This window comes from Paraliobacillus sp. PM-2, assembly GCF_001368815.1.
In the GTDB taxonomy this organism is placed as follows: Bacteria; Bacillota; Bacilli; order Bacillales; family Amphibacillaceae; genus Paraliobacillus.
In genome coordinates this window covers 1,677,415-1,694,775 of record NZ_CTEI01000001.1, presented here as the reverse complement: position 1 = coordinate 1,694,775, position 17,361 = coordinate 1,677,415, and the positions used below count along the sequence as shown (strand labels likewise).

The window sequence follows — 17,361 nt, the reverse complement described above, 5'->3', positions numbered from 1 at the left end:
CTATTTCTACATTTTTTTACTTTGTTGAAGAAGCTTGGATTCCCCTGTACGCTCCCATTCCTCTACTGTTTCATAGGCCCTTTCAGGTGAATAGCCTTTTCCTACAAGAACTCCCATTAGAATAAATTCTTGAAGAATGTGCGTAGCATTAATACCTCTTTCAACATCTTCTAACCCTTCATTTACCAAAAATTCAGTATGCTTGATCCATCCATCTGGAGCCTTACCAAAAATAACTGTGCTCTCATTGTCATGAGCGTGACCTTCTTCCTCAGCATCTGCTTTGGTAACATGGACCGTACCAAATGGATGGTTAGGCGGGGCATAAATCGAGTAAAGTTTTAGTGGTGTATTACCTGTGTTGGTAACATTATGCCATGTTCCAGCCGGTATCATTATAGCAAAATCATCATATGCATTTCTTTCAAAATTTAAATTATCTTTGCTTTTTCCCATTTGTACAATTCCCTGACCTTGTTCAATACGTAAGAATTGATCAACATCAGGGTGTATTTCCAATCCGATATCATCGCCAACATCGATACTCATTAAAGTAACTTGTAAGTGTGGTCCCGTCCATAGTGCAGTACGGTACGTATTATTTTGATTTGTTGCTTTATTAATATCAACAACAAATGGATTTGGTCCATAATCTTTTAGCGGAATCTCTCCATTAATATTTGAAGAGCGAACAAAGTCGTGTCTGTTAGGATGTGCTAGGCTATTTGGATAAGTTGAATACACAAACTGTCTTCCGTCATTATATACTGGCATGTTCGCATAATAGGGTTGATATGGGTAGATATAAGGAACATAGTACATTTATTTCAATCCCTTCTAGTTTTTCGAATTATCTTATGCAATTGGCTTAGATATTGTACCTAATTACACTGACCTAACAAAAGTAAATCGAGCTACATCGAGACAAACGCCGTGTCTTTAACAATAATTTTATTTCAATTATATAAAATGTCTGTATAAAAATGCTAATCTTGCAAATTTTATTAGTATATTAAAATAACAGTTTTAACTACAATGTATGTTCTTGTAAATATACTTTTAAAAATCACAATAACTTGATCAGGTTTTAACTGTAAAATGAGTAGATTTTTAGTGAGTTCTATTGTTATTGCAATTAGGAAATTATAGCAGGAGGAATAAAATGTTAGATGAAGCGCTTATTGTCATTGTGAGAGTAGTTATATCATTTTTCTCTCTCTTAATTTTCACAAGAATTCTTGGAAAGCAAGAAGTGGGACAATTAACCTTTTTTGATTATATTAATGGCATTACAATAGGTTCGATTGCAGCAACCCTTGCTACAGAACTTTCCTCTAAAGTTTGGGCACATTGGGTCGGTTTAGCAGGATACGCGATTTTAACCGGCGTTTTGCAATATGTTACGGTTAAAAATCGTTACTTAGGGAAAGTTTTAGATGGCGAACCCACTGTTGTTATAGAAAACGGAAGAATTTTAGAAAAAAATTTAAAGAAGATGCGAATCAAATTGGGCGAATTGATGATGCTATTGCGTGATAAAGGAGTTTTTGATATTACACAGGTTGAATACGCGATTATAGAAATAAATGGTGGTCTTTCTGTGCTACAAAAAGCAGACAATCTTCCAGTAACTCCAAAGGATTTACACATACCAAGCACGCCGAGCGGTTTATCAACAGAGGTTATTCAAGATGGTATTGTTATCGAACAAAATTTAACACAAAGGAAAAAAGATATGGGTTGGTTAAACGGACAATTGCAAGCACGTGGAATAAGAGATGTTAAAGAGGTAGCATATGCTCTAATTTTACCAAATGAACAATTATATATTGATAAATACGAGGACCACATAGGTAAAGAAGAAGATATGGGTGATTACAAAGGACCTTATTAATATACGAGGTGAATAAAGTGAAAAAAATTTTGTTATATTTTATCCCCATTTTTACACTAGTTTCTTTTATAGTCGTTATGAACAGCGGTTATTTTTTAAAAGGGCCATTTGGAGATGACGATAGACTATTTGAATCCATTACTCAACTAGAACAAAACGTTTTAGAAAAAAACTGGGATAAGGCAGAAGAAAATATAACTTATTCGGAAAATGCATGGAAAAAAATAGTCAGACGAATCCAATATAGTGTAGAGAAAGAATATATTATTGAGATTAATGGCATACTTTCTCGCATTAGAGGTGGAATAAAAATTAATGATGATAAAGCAATCATAGAAGAAGTGTATTACTTTTATGAAATGTGGGATAAATTAGCAAAATAATTAGCGATTGAAATGAGAGGTGGAAAAGTGTTACTCAAACTTAGAGTAACACTTTTTTTTACTACTGAAAAATTTGAGTAACTGGTCTTGGAAGAAACAATTGGTAAGTGTGTTATAGTAAAATACAAAAGTATTTAAGGTAACAAAACAGAAGGGAGTGCATGATATTTTTAGCATATCCAAAGCAACAGTAGATGAAGCCGAGTATTTAGTAGCAGTTCAAGTTAAAGCCTTTCAAATAGATGTGGCTATTTGTGGGGAAGGTCCACCAGGTTATGATTCAGTGGATCGACAAGTGGAGATTATAAAAAGTCACCTGTATTATAAAATAACAGATGAGAATACAATAATTGGTGGGTTTTATTTATCGCGATTGGATTCAGGAAAGTATGAGTTAATTAGATTGTTTGTAGATCCGGCCTATCAGAGAATGGGGATTGGTACGATGGTTCTCAACTATATAGAGGAAACATTTAACGATTTAGAAATACTTGAATTACAGGCATCCGATTTTAGAAAGGATAATCATGCTTTTTATGAAAAAAGAGGTTTTAGTAAAGTAGGAGAAGTGCAATATGCCAAGGATAGTTTTTCTTATAAATACCAAAAGTGTAGCATTCAACAAATTTAAGCGTTGTTTTGAGATGAAAACAATATCAATTCTTTCTTCTATTAAGGTAGAAAAGGAGTCTTCGTTAAATTGAAGACTCCTTCTTTTATGCTATTTGTTTTAATTTACATGTCCGTCTAAAAACCTATTGTACCATTTGATGAATGGAGCAAAGCTCAGATCCACTCAGCAAATTTAGTAATCGTTCATTAATTAATGACAGAACTCAAACATTTCCCTTTGTTCTTGGCTTGACCAATTAGGATGCATCTCTTGAATATAAGGTTTCATTTCTTCATAATTAAAACGATGATGATCATTCACATTAAAACTTTCATTTGAATGTGCAAATGTATAGGTTGCTGCTCCTCCTATAATAATTGTAGCACCTAACAAACTAACTAGAATTTTTTTCATTTGTGCACCATCTCCTTTCTTTGTTATTTTCATTTTATCCATTACATATGTCGTTTATATGTTTAAGTTGTGTGGAAGTTGTGGAGATTATCTTTTTTTCTAAAGAAGATGATAATATGCATATAAGAGGTGATTGTATGGCTAAAATACTTGTAGTTGATGATGAAAAAGTAATACTTGAGGTGTTAGAAGCCTATTTTGAAAAAGAAGGCTGGGAAATACTTTTTGCTTCTAATGGAATTGAAGCACTAAAACAAGTGAAGGAAAAGCATCCGGATCTTATTATATTAGATTTAATGTTACCTGATATTTCTGGTGAAGAGGTTTGTCGGCTAGTAAGAAAAGATAGTGATATACCAATTATCATGCTTACTGCTAAGTCATCTGAGGACGATTTAATTAATGGAATTGTCATTGGTGCAGACGACTATGTGACAAAACCATTTAGTCCAAGAGAAGTGGTAGTGAGAGTAAAAGCCTTATTAAGAAGAACACAGCAGATGACGAAGGCGAAACAACTTAGCTTCAATAATCAACAGTTAGTAATTGATCATGTTAAAAAAGAAGTAAAGCTCGATACTAATATTCTTTCTTTGACTCCAAATGAATATAAAATTTTAATTACAATGGCAAGCTATCCAGGTAGAGTATATAGTAGAGCAGATTTATTAGAAAAGATACAAGAGGATGACATCTATTTTGAAGGATACGAGAGAAGCATAGATACGCATATAAAAAATTTGCGTAAAAAAATGGAGACAGATACGCGTCATCCAGAATTTATCCTGACTGTATTTGGAATGGGATATAAGTTTGGGGGAGAAAAGGATGAATCTAACCTTTAAATCAAGGATATTTATTTACCTTCTGATCGTTTCCTTGTGTGGTGTTTTCATTACTAGCTTTACTATTTTTTTTGGTGTTGAAAATCAATTTTCTGATTATCTTAAAAAAAATAGAGAAGAACAAATAGCAGAAATTAGAGAAATAGCCCTTTTGCAGTATGATAGAAATGGAGAATTAATGAATGAGCAAATAGATGATATCACGCATCGACATGCTATGTCAGAAGATTTATATTATCAGCTTTATGATCGTGACGGTGATTTATTATTAGATACAACATCCTTTCTCTCGATGATGGGTATGATGAATGGGATGCATGGTTCTTCCTCAAAGGAATCAGATAATTATCAGTCAGATTCTTATCCATTAAAACAAAATGGACGAACAGTCGGAACATTGGTTGTTTTTTATCCAGAAGAATTAACAGGAGAGGATTTTATTTTCTTAAATGAAATTAAAAGAAATATTCTCCTTGCAGTGTTGATAACAATTATTTTATCGGTATTATTTAGTTTATTGTTCTCTAATCGATTAACAACAGGCCTTAGAAAGATAATCCATGCAGTTACAGGGTTGCGCAAATCGCAATGGCGAAGTAGAGTACCTGTTCAAGAATTGACTGAGGAAATGAGACCTTTAGGAGAGTCTTTTAATCAATTAGCGGAATCGTTGGCAAAAGAGGAAACACTTCGAAAACAATTCACGGCAAATTTTGCTCATGAGCTTAGGACACCGCTGGCAACATTAAGAAGTCATATTGAGGCTTTTCAAGATGGCATATGGGAAGCAGATGCTAAAAAATTGGAACAATGTCATGATGAACTGATGCGATTAGTGCGGTTAGTGAATGAATTAGAGAAATTAATTGCAGCTGAAAATCCCCAGATCAGGCTGGACCGGACGAATATTGAACTTGGTAAACTTTTAACTTCTATAGAAAATCAATTTAGCTCTTTATTTATGAAAAAAGGTGTGGATTTAAAAATTAACTATCCTGAAGAACAACGATGGTTTTCAGGAGATCGTGATAAGGTCATACAAATTTTAACCAATTTAGTTAACAATGCGTTGCAATACACTCCAGAAGGAAAAAGTGTATTTATTGATATAGCAGCAACAGATACTGAAATGACTTTTATCGTTAAAGATGAAGGGAAAGGAATTAGTAAAGAGGACCTCCCCTTCTTATATGAAAGATTTTATCGAGGAGATAAATCACGGGATCGTAAAACAGGAGGAATTGGCATTGGTTTATCCATTGTTAAGGCACTTGTAGAAGCCCACCAAGGGAAAATTAAGATACAAAGCCAATTAGGTGTTGGAACAACGGTGAAAGTGCAGTTTCCGATAAAGTAAGACGATCTATTCGTTAGGGCTTTTCAAATTTTATCTTCGATGTTGAGGAGAGGTTTTAATATGGATCAGAAATTAACTGAAACGATTAAGAAACGTTATAATCGGGTATCAAAGGTATACGATTCCATGGATGTAATGATTAAGGAGAGCTGGCGGAAAGAGCTGCTTGAAAATATAAAGGGGAATGTTTTAGAAGTGGGTATTGGCACTGGTGCTAATTTACCATTTTATTCTAATCATGTACATTTGACAGGTATCGACTTTAGTTCTGGAATGTTAATGCATGCTAAACAAAAGGTAGATAAGCTTACACTATCTTATCCACTTAAACTTATGGAAATGAATGCGCAACAAATGGATTTTTTAGATAATACATTTGATTATGTTGTTGCTACCTGTGTTTATTGCTCGGTACCTGATCCAGTAAAAGGACTTAGGGAAATGCGAAGAGTCTGTAAACCGGATGGAAAGATTATTTTATTGGAGCATATGAGAAGTGATAATGAAATAGTAGGGAAGCTAATGGATGTACTAAATCCTATTACAGTTAAAATGTGGGGAGCCAATATCAATCGAAGAACAATGGATAACATAAAAAAGGCAGGACTAATAATTGATCAAAAAGAAGACTTATTCTCTAGCATTGTTAGAAAAATCGTCCTAAATCCTAATAAATAATGGGACAAGGGGTCAGCCTCCTTGACCTCTTATTTATTTTAAAAATCTCCATAACATTCACATAAGTTGCTCATAAATTCTCCATTAATAAAAAGTAATATGATTAATGAAAGGAGAGATAGCAATGATGGGAATTGGACATGGTTCAGGAATGTTTGGCTATGGAGGTGGGTTATTTATGATGATCGTTATCATTTTATTAGTCGGCTATCTTGTTTATTTAGGAGTTAATAGACAACAAGTATCAAATCATAATAATAGAAACGAGCAACAAACTGATTCAGATGCGTTGGGAATTGCTAAGACTAGATTAGCACGAGGTGAAATAAGCTTTGAAGAGTTTGAGCAAATAAAGGAGCATATTAAGTAGAGAAATAAATGAGTTGTTAACCTTCTTTTTATCCATTATAATTTTATATTACATCATTAATGGGACAAGGGGTCAGACTCTTTGTCCCAATTAAACTTGAAAGGAGTCACGTAATGAACAAGCAATTTTGGTTGAGTAATGTTCTGCTAGAGAATGGTTTTGTGTATGAAGACAATGAGATTACATCTACAAAAAAAACGGTTGAGCATTTATTAATTAAAGATGGTAAAGTTGCCGCTATTAAAAAAGGAGAATTACCTTCGGATGATATACCTATTTTAGATGCAAAGCAATCATTGGTATTACCTTCGTTTACGGAGAAGCATATTCATTTAGATAAAGGACACTATGGTGGACCCTGGAAGGCGAGCACACCATTTCGTGGTGTATTTGATCGGATAAAAGAGGAAGAAGGGTTTCTTACTGACTTTCTTGCACACACGACGGAAAGGGCAGAAAGCTTATTACAGTTGATTACAGGTAATGGGGTGACCGCTGCCCGAGTACATTGTAATGTAGATCCTGTTATAGGCTTAGGTAATATGGAAAGAGTAACGACTGCTTTGGAGAATGATAAAGATAAATTGAATTATGAGTTAGTAGCTTTTCCACAACATGGGTTATTAAGAAGTAATGCAGCTTCCTTGATGAAAGATGCGATGCGTAATGGTGTGAAAGTAGTAGGTGGATTGGACCCTGCAACAATTGATAATAATATTGAGGCTTCCTTAGAAAAAATGATGGATATCGCAGTAGAGTTTGATGCAGACGTTGATATACATTTACATGATGGAGGCTCGTTAGGACTATATACAATTAAACGACTGATACAGATGGCAGAGCAAGCAAAATGGCAAGGTAGAGTTAATATTAGTCATGCATATTGTTTGGGAAATAGTTCGATAGAAGAGGTAAGTGAATTGGCTGAATCTATGGCAGAACAACAGATTAGTATAGCTACAACAGTACCAATAGATGTACCGTGCCCTCCAATTCCGTTACTCTATGAAAAAGGAGTAAAACTTCATATTGTTAATGATAATATTAATGATCATTGGAGTCCTTTTGGTAGTGGGGATCTTCTACAAAGAGCGAGTCGAATGGCAGAAAAGTTCGGATGGATTGATGAGCATTCGTTAACAAGAGCACTCGGCTTTATCACTGATGGTACATATCCTTTAGATAATAAAGGGAATCGTCAATGGCCAAGAGTAGGGGACGAGGCTAGTTTTGTATTTACCGATGCTTCTTGTTCTGCAGAGGCTATAGCAAGAATTCCTCTAAGAAAGGCAGTTATGTATAGAGGGAATGTTGTAGCAGGAAAATTATAATGAATGGGACAAGGGGAAACTTTACAGACACCCTTGTCCCATTTTGTGTGAACGTACCACAAAAATTATATATATGTGAAAGAAAGACTTTCATAATACTATTTAAAATCATAATGATAACGTTTACATTTTATTAAAATAAGGTATAATTTGTTTATATTAACTAAATTTGTTTGGGTGGAGGTGAGTTGGTTTCTATTAATTATGCGAAGCGGACAGAGTTTTATAGGTCATTAGTACGTGTATAAAAATAAGGAGTGGTGTATTTTGAATTTACGGAGAATATTTTTACTGGTTACAATGTTTATGTTATTAGTACCTAATTATTTAACCAACGTAAATCTTCATGCAGCAGAGACTGTTGATACTTCAACAAACACCAATGATAAGAATTATCCAGCGGATCGCACACCAACGATGGGTTGGTCTAGTTGGAATGCCTTTCATATCGATATTAATGAAGATTTGATAAAAGAAATGGCAGATATTATGGAGAGTAGTGGACTTAAAGATGCTGGTTATGAGTACGTCAACGTTGACGATGGTTATTTTGGTGGGCGTGATGAAAATGATGTACTCTATGCCAATGAAAAATTTCCAAGTGGTATGAAAAGCTTAGCCGATTATATTCATTCAAAAGGCTTAAAAGCTGGGATTTATACAGATGCAGGAATAACTAGATGTGCTCCCATATATGATAATGATCCTTATTTTCCTGAAGGTGGGGGATCATATGGTTATAGACAACTAGATTTTAATACATTTATTAATGACTGGGGCTATGATTTTGTTAAGGTTGACTGGTGTGGAGCTGAACTGATGGATCTCGATCCACAGACAGAATACACTAGTATTAAGGAAAATATAGAAGCTACAGGCAAGGATGTTGTATATGAAGTGTGTAATTGGACATTTCCTGGTGAATGGGTAACAGATGTTGCTTCTCACTGGAGAATTTCTGGTGATATCAGGCCAAATTTCGGTTCAATTACTCATATTATTGATCTTAATGCTGGTCTGGCAGAATATGCAGGACCTGGGCATTATAATCATATGGATATGCTGCAAGTTGGAAACGGCATGAGTTATGAAGAAGATAAATCACATTTTAGTATGTGGTCTATTATGGCATCACCTCTACTTTTGGGCAATGATCTTAGAGAGATGTCAGAAGAAACATTGTCTATCTTAACGAATGAAGAAGTGATCGCAGTAAACCAGGATCCTTTAGGTATCCAAGGCGAAAGAATAGTAAAAAATGGTGAAAAAGAAGTATGGTTAAAACCGATTGAAAACTATACTAGTGGTGCCGTTGCCTTATTTAATCGTTCGAATACAGAGGCTGAAATAACTGTAAACTGGGATGATATTGGGTTGGAAGGAAACGTTTCTGTAAGAGATATATGGGAACATGAAGATAAAGGGGAATTTTCCGACTCATACACTGCTACAGTTCCAGCACACGGTATTGTTATGCTTAAAGTCAAAGGAGATGCACCATTTGAGGAAAAAATCTCTTATAGTAGAAGTGAAGTAGCTGATGTTACTATTGATCTTAAGAGTGATGGTAATGAATTTGTTTCCATATTAAATGGTGATCAGCAACTTGTTGAGGGAGAAGATTATTTAGTTGAGGATAACCAAGTAATACTAAAAGGTGAATATGTCATTAGCCTACCAGATGGAAAAAATGATTTAACAATTAAGTTTTCTAATAACTGGAATCAAAAGCTTGAGATCGATATTTATGGTGAGCCATATACTTATTACTTAAGTGATCTACCTTGGGAAAGTGCAACAAGTGGATGGGGCCAAGTAACCTTAGATAAAGGCTTTGGTGATTATGATCTAAGTTTGAATGGCATTGTATATGAAAAAGGAATATGGGTAAATTCAAATTCAGAAATTGTCTATGATCTTCAAGATAAATATCAAACGTTTAAAGCCATAGTCGGTAATGACGACTATAAGGGAGAAGACCCTGGAAATGGCACGATTACTTTTGAAGTATGGACTGATGGTGTTAAACAGTTTGATAGTGGACTAATGGAAGGTGAAGATACGAATACAAAAGATGTAGTGGTTGATGTAGAAGGTGTTAATGAACTTAAGCTTGTTGTTACAGATGGTGGAGATAATAATTGGTGGGATCGGGCAATTTGGGCTGATGCAAAGTTAATTGCAGAACCAAAAATCGATCTATCATCCTTGGAAACGTTACTAGAAGAGGCAGCAACCATCTCTAATGATGACGGCACATACACAGAGGACACTTACAATGCATTACAAACAGCGATTGCTGATGCCAGAGAAGCATTGGAAACAATTGAAACAGAAGCTGACCTAACAGATGCAAAAGCAGCATTACAACGTGCTATTGATAATTTAGAAGAAGTAACTGAACCAGATCCAGTATTAGATACAACAGAATTAGAAAAATTGCTCGAAAAAGCAAACGCTGTCTCCAATGAAGATGGCACCTATACAAAAGGTTCGTATGAAGCATTGCAGACAGCAATAGTAAAAGCTAATTCGGATTTAGATCAAATTGAAACAGAAGAGGAATTGGTTGCTTCTTTAAATTCATTACAAGCAGCAATGAATGGATTGAAAAAAGCTGATGATGATTTAACAGAAAATGATTCAGAAGACAATGCTTCAGAAAATGAGGAGCATCAAGACAATGATGCTACAGATGATACCAACGGAGAACTTCCAAATACAGCAACATCAATGTACAATTGGATCATTGCGGGCATACTTTTACTAATTGTTGGCTTAGGTACAACACTCTTTGTTAGAAGAAGATATAATTAAAAGGAAGTGGGACATGGGGTCAGACCCTCTGTCCCATTTTTTCAATCGTCTTTTATTTTTAATGGAGGATAGACGCTATTGTATAAATTCTTAGTTAATTGTAATACTAATACACTAGAAGAAATTGTGCTAGATTATTGATTTTCCACAATATCTTAAATAATACTAAGAACTAGTCCATTTATTATGTAACCTTTAGTCTTTATGAATCGACTAAACATGTGAATAAAATAAATTGGAGGCTTAATTATGAGAAAGATAATGTTATTTCTAGTAAGTATTCTATCTGTATGGGGGTTGATTGGTTGTAGTAATCAAAGTGAAAAGGTTGATGAGGCAGAGGTAGATGTAAGCGCACTGTTGCTTGATATTAAAGAAGAGATTGCAAATGATTTAGGCGAAGGTTCGATGGTAGATGGTAAACTGCAAAATTATATAGAAGCAGATTTAACTGGAGAAAGTGATGATCCAATGGTAGGAATGACACTTGAAACTATGGAATTGGATAAAAGCAAGCTAGAAGCAGGTTATGTTATACAAGCGATGATGAATGTTAATGCGGATCAAATCATTCTTTTGGAAGCAAAAGACGAAGAGAGTGTTTCCGTATTGCAAGAAAGTTTAGAAAAAGCGCTAGAAGCACAAGTACAAACATGGGAACAATATTTACCAGATCAATATGAAAAAGTAAAAAATAATGTGATAGAAACAAATGGAAAATATTTATTATATGTGACTTATGAAGACCCAGAAACTATTGTTAATGTCTTTAGCGAGCATACAAATTAAGCGTTGATCAAAATGGAAGTGAGTAAATGGTTTTTAGTAGTTTAGCTTTTTTATTTTTCTTTTTACCTATAGCGTTACTCATTTATTACAGTTCTCCTTCTAAGTTACGCAATGTTGTCCTGCTATTGGTTAGTTTATTTTTTTATGCGTGGGGAGAACCAGTTTATATTATACTATTACTATTTTCCGCTTTAAGTGATTATTGGCATGGTCAAAAAATTGCTACATATCGCAATTTTAATCAACGTAGAGCGAAAAGCTTCTTAATCAGCTCTATCATAATAAATGTTACGTTACTTTCATTTTTTAAATATGTCGACTTTTTGATTGAAAATATAAACGCACTATTTGGAAGCTCCTTCTCTCTATTAGAACTTCCTTTACCGATAGGGATTTCCTTTTACACATTTCAAACGATGTCGTATTGTATCAGCATTTATCAAGGGAAAACAACAGCAAAAAATAATCCTATTGATGTTGCTACATATGTTAGCTTGTTTCCGCAGTTAATTGCTGGACCGATTGTAAGATACACACATATTGAAAAACAACTATCTCAACGTCCTTTTACACGTTCACAGTTTGTAAGTGGTATTAAGTTTTTTATTATTGGTTTAGCTAAGAAAGTATTACTAGCCAATAATATTAGCTTATTATGGGAAAATGTTAATCAACAACCAATTGAGCAATTATCTGTTGCTATGGCTTGGTTAGGTATGGTTGCTTTCGCTTTTCATATTTATTTTGACTTTAGTGGTTATTCGGATATGGCAATTGGTTTAGGGAAGATGTTTGGTTTTGATTTTCCTGAGAACTTTCATTATCCATTTATTTCAAAAAGCATGAGTGAATTTTGGCGGAGATGGCATATGACATTAGGATCATGGTTTCGTGATTATGTATACATTCCATTGGGCGGGAATCGGAATGGGCATGTACGCTGGATTCGCAATTTGCTTATTGTATGGGGCATAACCGGATTATGGCATGGCGCTAGTTGGAATTTTGTCATTTGGGGACTTTATTTTGCATTGCTTATTTATCTTGAGAAGGGAGCTTGGTTTCAAAGAATACCCTCTATCTTTAAACATGTTTATTTCATTGTATTTATCTTAATTGGTTGGGTATTTTTTGCAATCGTAGACGTACATGAAATAATGGCTTATTTGCAGATAATGGCTGGTATAAAGGTTGATCAGTGGATAGATACGATGTTTATGTACCAAGTAAGTAACTACGGTGTTGTTCTTTTTTTATGTTTAATCGCGTCTTTACCTGTAAGAATAACGTGGTTCCAAAGATGGCCACTTTATTTAAGGAGTAGTGTATCTTTTTTGTATTATTCCTTACTCATGCTTTTATCGACAGCATATTTAGTTAATGATGCATTTAATCCATTCATCTATTTTAGATTCTAGTAAAAATAAGGAGTAGTGTTTATGCGCTTTTATCAGCGTTTTGTTATCCTTAGTTTTATTCTGTTTTTGTTTATTTTCGGAATAGGAACGCTTCTAAAGGAGGATCAGACGTTTTCTAAATTAGAGAATCGTTCATTACAGACATGGCCGTCATTTTCATGGGAACGTTTATTCTCAGGTGTATTTGTTGACGAGATAGAAACGTATATACAAGATCAATTTTTAGCCAAAACAACATGGTTGAATCTGAAAGGACATAGTGATCGTTTGTTATTAAAAAAAGAGGTCAATGGTATTGTATTCGGAGACAAAGGTTATTTATTTGATCCTCTTAAGGAGCCAGGCGATCAATTTGAAAAAAATATACATTATCTTAATAAATTCGCCAATAATCAAGACAGAACAACATACGTTATGCTAGCTCCTACGTCGGTAAGTATTTATCCAGATAAGTTGCCAGCATTTGCTCCTAGTTATCCATTAGAAGATTGGTATTCTAACGTTAATACAAATCTGAATTCTGATGCACAACTAATTAATATGTATCCTTTACTTAAGGAGAATCGAGAAGAGAAGCTCTACTTTCGCACAGATCACCATTGGACAATGCGTGGAGCGTATTATGCATACCAATCTTTTGCTAAAACTGCTGAATTAGATGCTTATAAATTGGATGACTTTAAGTTAGAAGTTGCAACAAATGAATTTTATGGTTCGTTTTATCGGAAAGTGGTATCAAATGTAATTAGATCTGATCGGATGGAAGTGTTTTTTCCAAACTTTCCTATTAAATATCAACGAAAAATACATGATACAGGTGAAGTATACGATGGTCTATATGATTGGGAAAAATTGAACAGTGGTAATGCTTATAACTTTTTTATTGGAGGAAACCAAGCATTGACAACGATTGAGACAACTGCAAATAATAATGAGCGAATAGCAGTAGTCAAAGACTCCTATGCGCATGCATTTATACCGTTTTTAGCTAATCATTACCGTGAAATTCATGTAATTGATTTACGGTATTTTAGACAGAGCCTAGATATGTATCTTGCACAACATGAAATAAATGAAACAATTATTCTTTACAATACAAAAAATTTTGCCGAAGACACGCACATAATTTGGTTAAATAGTTAAAAATGGGACATGGGGTCAGAGCCACTGTCCCATTTTTTTATTCTACTATTGTGTATGTATGAGCGCTTTTTAAACAGATCATTCTCAGGTAAATAATGCGTTTAATACTAAAATAATTACATTTAAATTACGATTTATTTTGACAAAAAACTAGAAGATATATTTTATTGATAGTAAACTAGAATGGTAAAATATTTATCCTGTTTCTATATGAAAAACATGAAATGTTATCATGCATTTTTATAAAGGAGTACTAGTTATGAGTGAGAATTATTTAAAAAAAGAGTTATATAATTTGATTAATCATGACACAAGCATATTTGACTTTATTCAATCAGGTTCGCTAGATGGAATTTGGTATTGGGATTTAGAAAACCCCGAACATGAATGGATGAGTTCGAAATTTTGGGAAACATTGGGGTATGATCCAAAAGAAAAGGAACACCTTGCAAGCGAGTGGCAAGATATTATTTTTCAAGAAGATTTGAAGTTGGCAATGGATAACTTTGAAAAACATTTTGCGAATCGGACACATCCTTTTGATCAAATTGTAAGGTATAAACACAAAAATAATTCTACTGTGTGGATAAGATGCCGAGGTATGGCGATAAGAGATGAAAATGGACAGCCGATACGCATGTTAGGAGCACATACAGATATTACTGATTTGAAAAAAGCAGAAAAAGAAATTACAAGATTGTCAGAAGAATATGAGAAAGTATTTAATGGCACACAGGATGCTATGTTTCTCATAAAAGTCTCAGGCGATAATAAATTTCGATATATTCGCAACAATCTTGCACATCAACATAAAACACAAATATCTTTACAAGAATTTATGAATAAGTCCCCACATGAAGTACTTGGTAGGGAGATAGGGAATGTTGTATCAGATAATTATCAAAAATGTGTAGAAACAAAAACATGTATCACTTATGAAGAAGAATTAGATTTGCCAGGGGGGAATCGTATTTGGTCAACAACATTAACTCCTATTCTAGAAGACAATAGAACTTCTTACATCGTTGGTTCATCAACTGATGTAACAGAGCAAAAAAAGCTGGAGTTAGAATTAAAGTATCGTGCAAATTATGATAAACTCACCGAAATTCCTAATAGAAGTTTATTTTTTGAGAAACTTGAAGAAATAATTAAAGAAAGTGAACAGAACAAAGAAATGTTTGCTATGCTATTTTTAGATTTAGACGGCTATAAAGCTATTAATGATAATTATGGACACGCAGTTGGTGATAAAGTTTTAATTACTGTTGCTAAACGCCTTTTAGAAAATATTAAAGGATCTGATGTTGTAGCAAGAATGGGTGGAGATGAGTTTATGGTAATTATTCAAAACATAAGAGACCTAAATGTTTTGGATAAAATGGTAGAAAAAATGCACAAGAACATACAAGAAGTTATGTATATAGATAACTTAAAATGTAACATTGATTCTTCTATTGGAATTGCTATTTTTCCTAATGATGGGAATGATAGTGGTACATTATTCCGTAATGCAGATTTTACAATGTACAAAATCAAGAAAAAGGGAAAAGGAGGATATCAATTTTACGAAAGCACGTGATAGACAAATGGGACAAAGGGTCTGACCCTATGTCCCATTTATTTACTTAAAACAGTGTAAGTGCTCGATTGCAAATTCTTCAAAAGTTCTAGTTTTTTTTCCTGTTAATGTAACAAAATCATCTGTCACTTTTCTAGCCGTACCAATTCTTGTCATAAAATACAACGCAATTGTCACGTTTACATATGCTTTAGGAAGCCCTCTGTTTTTAATATAATGCTTTCTATATTTCAAAAACCCCGGTTTATTGTACACAATTTGTCTTTCTGTTATTTTACTTAGTATTGTTGCAATTTGATGATAGTTTAAAGCCTGTCCCCCTGTTATTGTATGCGCTGTATTTTTGTGAGTTTTTGGATTATTTAAGATGGTTGCTATCGCTAAACCAATGTCTTTAGCATCTATAAAGCTTGTTTTGCTATTTCCAGCAGGAACAAATACCTCATTTTTATTTTTTATTTCTACTGAATGAATGCCTGATAAATTTTGCATAAAAAAACCAGGACGTACATGTGCAAATGGAATTCCTGATGCTTCAATATATTTTTCAATTTTATAGTGAGGTGGAATGGGATTAGACTCAATTCCCATCAAAGATAAGAATGATACCAATTGTATATCATGATCTTTCATGGCATCAATAAAAGGATACATATCTTCTGGTTTTCCAAGATGGGGTGGTCTCATTAAAAATACGCGGTCAACGTTTTTAAGTGCATTGTTAAAGGTATCTATGTTTGTGAAATCAAGTAAAGCAAAATCAACTTTATCGTTAAACATACCTGCTAATTTCTGAAGGTTGGTTCCTGCTACAACAACTTGATCCCCTTTTTCTATTAATGCTTTCGTAACATATTGGCCGACATTTCCGGAAGCACCTGTCACTAGTACTTTCATAATCATCCTTCTTTCCGTTCTTATTTTTGTGAAAATGCACAGCAAGATTTATTAGACCAGTCTACATAAAATACATTTTTAAAATCTTAACTCCCTTTTAAAATAGTTGGAATTTGTTCCGCAGCTATTTGTAATGGTTGATTGGTTCCTGTAGTAAAGGATAGAAGGAAAGAGCCTTCTATTAATGCATTCAAAAAAACACCTAGTTCTCTAGCTTTCTCAACTTTAAAACCTGCATCAATCAATTTTTGACTGAAAATATCTTGATAACTTCCGTAAGCTGTTTGACAAGCTTTTCTTAATGTTTCACTTGAAAGAGACGTTTCTAGTGCAATAGCTGCAATTGGAATTCCTTCTTCCGCACTCTCTTTAGTAAAGCGTTCTGCCAAATCGTTGATAAAGCCTTGAATTGCTTGGATTGGATCAGTTGATTGATTTAAGCCTTCGTTTATTTGTTTGATAATAGATTGAGCAGTGAATTGCACCGATTCTAATGCAAGTTGCTCTTTACCACCTGGAAAGTGATAATATAATGATCCTTTGGGCGCACCACTTTCTTTTAAAATTTGATTTAAGCCTGTCCCATGATACCCTTGTAATTGAAAAAGTTTAGAAGCAGTTTTTATTAATTTATCTTTAGCGTTTTCTTTTTCTTTCATTACTATCTCTCCCTATTAATAAACCGACTAGTCTATATATTATATATTAGTCTTTATTTTATTACAATTCGGATAAGCTTAAACAAGCACGAAAAGTATCATTATCTACCTTATTTAAGCTATATAACTCAATCACCTTGATTTACTATCTTGTATGACGATAAAATGATA

Annotated in this window: 17 protein-coding genes; 13 read left to right on the top strand and 4 right to left on the bottom strand. The window is 33.8% G+C overall.

Annotation, left to right across the window (positions count from 1 at the left end):
- Window positions 1-6: 6 nt before the first annotated feature.
- Window positions 7-822, bottom strand: a complete 816-nt coding sequence (locus BN1058_RS07865; RefSeq protein ID WP_090855302.1) for a cupin domain-containing protein — start codon at window positions 820-822, stop codon at window positions 7-9.
- Window positions 823-1,162: 340 nt separating this feature from the next.
- Between BN1058_RS07865 and BN1058_RS07860 the strand changes: the two genes are divergently transcribed.
- The 3 genes from BN1058_RS07860 to BN1058_RS07850 all read left to right on the top strand — a co-directional run bounded on the left by BN1058_RS07860 (window position 1,163) and on the right by BN1058_RS07850 (window position 2,908).
- A complete protein-coding gene (locus BN1058_RS07860; RefSeq protein WP_090855299.1) occupies window positions 1,163-1,894 on the top strand; it encodes a YetF domain-containing protein in 732 nt (243 codons plus the stop codon).
- A 17-nt stretch (window positions 1,895-1,911) separates the two neighbouring features.
- The gene (locus tag BN1058_RS07855) at window positions 1,912-2,277 is read left to right on the top strand and encodes a DUF4363 family protein (RefSeq protein WP_255307022.1); all 366 of its coding nucleotides are present in this window, start codon (window positions 1,912-1,914) and stop codon (window positions 2,275-2,277) included.
- Window positions 2,278-2,434: 157 nt separating this feature from the next.
- Window positions 2,435-2,908, top strand: coding sequence for a GNAT family N-acetyltransferase (locus tag BN1058_RS07850; RefSeq protein ID WP_090855294.1), 474 nt, complete (start codon window positions 2,435-2,437; stop codon window positions 2,906-2,908).
- Window positions 2,909-3,100: 192 nt separating this feature from the next.
- Here the strand turns inward: BN1058_RS07850 and BN1058_RS07845 are convergent, their stop codons facing one another.
- Window positions 3,101-3,304, bottom strand: a complete 204-nt coding sequence (locus BN1058_RS07845) for a hypothetical protein (protein ID WP_090855291.1) — start codon at window positions 3,302-3,304, stop codon at window positions 3,101-3,103.
- Between the two features lie 137 nt (window positions 3,305-3,441).
- On the opposite strand from BN1058_RS07845, the gene BN1058_RS07840 reads away from it, so the two are divergent.
- The 10 genes from BN1058_RS07840 to BN1058_RS07795 all read left to right on the top strand — a co-directional run bounded on the left by BN1058_RS07840 (window position 3,442) and on the right by BN1058_RS07795 (window position 15,634).
- A complete protein-coding gene (locus tag BN1058_RS07840) occupies window positions 3,442-4,149 on the top strand; it encodes a response regulator transcription factor (RefSeq protein ID WP_090855288.1) in 708 nt (235 codons plus the stop codon).
- Window positions 4,133-5,506, top strand: a complete 1,374-nt coding sequence (locus tag BN1058_RS07835; protein ID WP_090855285.1) for a sensor histidine kinase — start codon at window positions 4,133-4,135, stop codon at window positions 5,504-5,506. The genes BN1058_RS07840 and BN1058_RS07835 overlap by 17 nt, the downstream gene beginning before the upstream one ends.
- A gap of 60 nt (window positions 5,507-5,566) precedes the next feature.
- Window positions 5,567-6,184: a class I SAM-dependent methyltransferase gene (locus tag BN1058_RS07830; RefSeq protein ID WP_090855281.1), complete on the top strand. Its 618-nt coding sequence runs from the start codon at window positions 5,567-5,569 to the stop codon at window positions 6,182-6,184.
- 124 nt (window positions 6,185-6,308) lie between these two features.
- The gene (locus tag BN1058_RS07825) at window positions 6,309-6,554 is read left to right on the top strand and encodes an SHOCT domain-containing protein (protein ID WP_090855278.1); all 246 of its coding nucleotides are present in this window, start codon (window positions 6,309-6,311) and stop codon (window positions 6,552-6,554) included.
- A 113-nt stretch (window positions 6,555-6,667) separates the two neighbouring features.
- Complete coding sequence (locus tag BN1058_RS07820) at window positions 6,668-7,885, top strand: amidohydrolase (protein WP_090855275.1); 1,218 nt, start codon at window positions 6,668-6,670, stop codon at window positions 7,883-7,885.
- 267 nt (window positions 7,886-8,152) lie between these two features.
- Window positions 8,153-10,702 (top strand): NPCBM/NEW2 domain-containing protein, encoded by a 2,550-nt coding sequence (locus BN1058_RS07815; protein WP_090855271.1) that lies wholly within the window; start codon window positions 8,153-8,155, stop codon window positions 10,700-10,702.
- Between the two features lie 249 nt (window positions 10,703-10,951).
- Window positions 10,952-11,491 (top strand): DUF4358 domain-containing protein, encoded by a 540-nt coding sequence (locus BN1058_RS07810; RefSeq protein ID WP_090855268.1) that lies wholly within the window; start codon window positions 10,952-10,954, stop codon window positions 11,489-11,491.
- A 26-nt stretch (window positions 11,492-11,517) separates the two neighbouring features.
- Window positions 11,518-12,909 carry an MBOAT family O-acyltransferase gene (locus BN1058_RS07805; protein ID WP_090855265.1) on the top strand — a complete coding sequence of 464 codons (1,392 nt, stop codon included), beginning with the start codon at window positions 11,518-11,520 and terminating at the stop codon, window positions 12,907-12,909.
- A 21-nt stretch (window positions 12,910-12,930) separates the two neighbouring features.
- Complete coding sequence (locus tag BN1058_RS07800) at window positions 12,931-14,052, top strand: DHHW family protein (RefSeq protein ID WP_090855261.1); 1,122 nt, start codon at window positions 12,931-12,933, stop codon at window positions 14,050-14,052.
- A gap of 259 nt (window positions 14,053-14,311) precedes the next feature.
- Entirely contained in the window at window positions 14,312-15,634 is a 1,323-nt protein-coding gene (locus tag BN1058_RS07795) for a sensor domain-containing diguanylate cyclase (protein WP_090855259.1), read from the top strand.
- Between the two features lie 42 nt (window positions 15,635-15,676).
- Here the strand turns inward: BN1058_RS07795 and BN1058_RS07790 are convergent, their stop codons facing one another.
- Window positions 15,677-16,531, bottom strand: a complete 855-nt coding sequence (locus tag BN1058_RS07790; protein ID WP_090855256.1) for an SDR family oxidoreductase — start codon at window positions 16,529-16,531, stop codon at window positions 15,677-15,679.
- Between the two features lie 86 nt (window positions 16,532-16,617).
- Window positions 16,618-17,190, bottom strand: coding sequence for a TetR/AcrR family transcriptional regulator (locus BN1058_RS07785; protein ID WP_090855252.1), 573 nt, complete (start codon window positions 17,188-17,190; stop codon window positions 16,618-16,620).
- Window positions 17,191-17,361 lie beyond the last annotated feature (171 nt).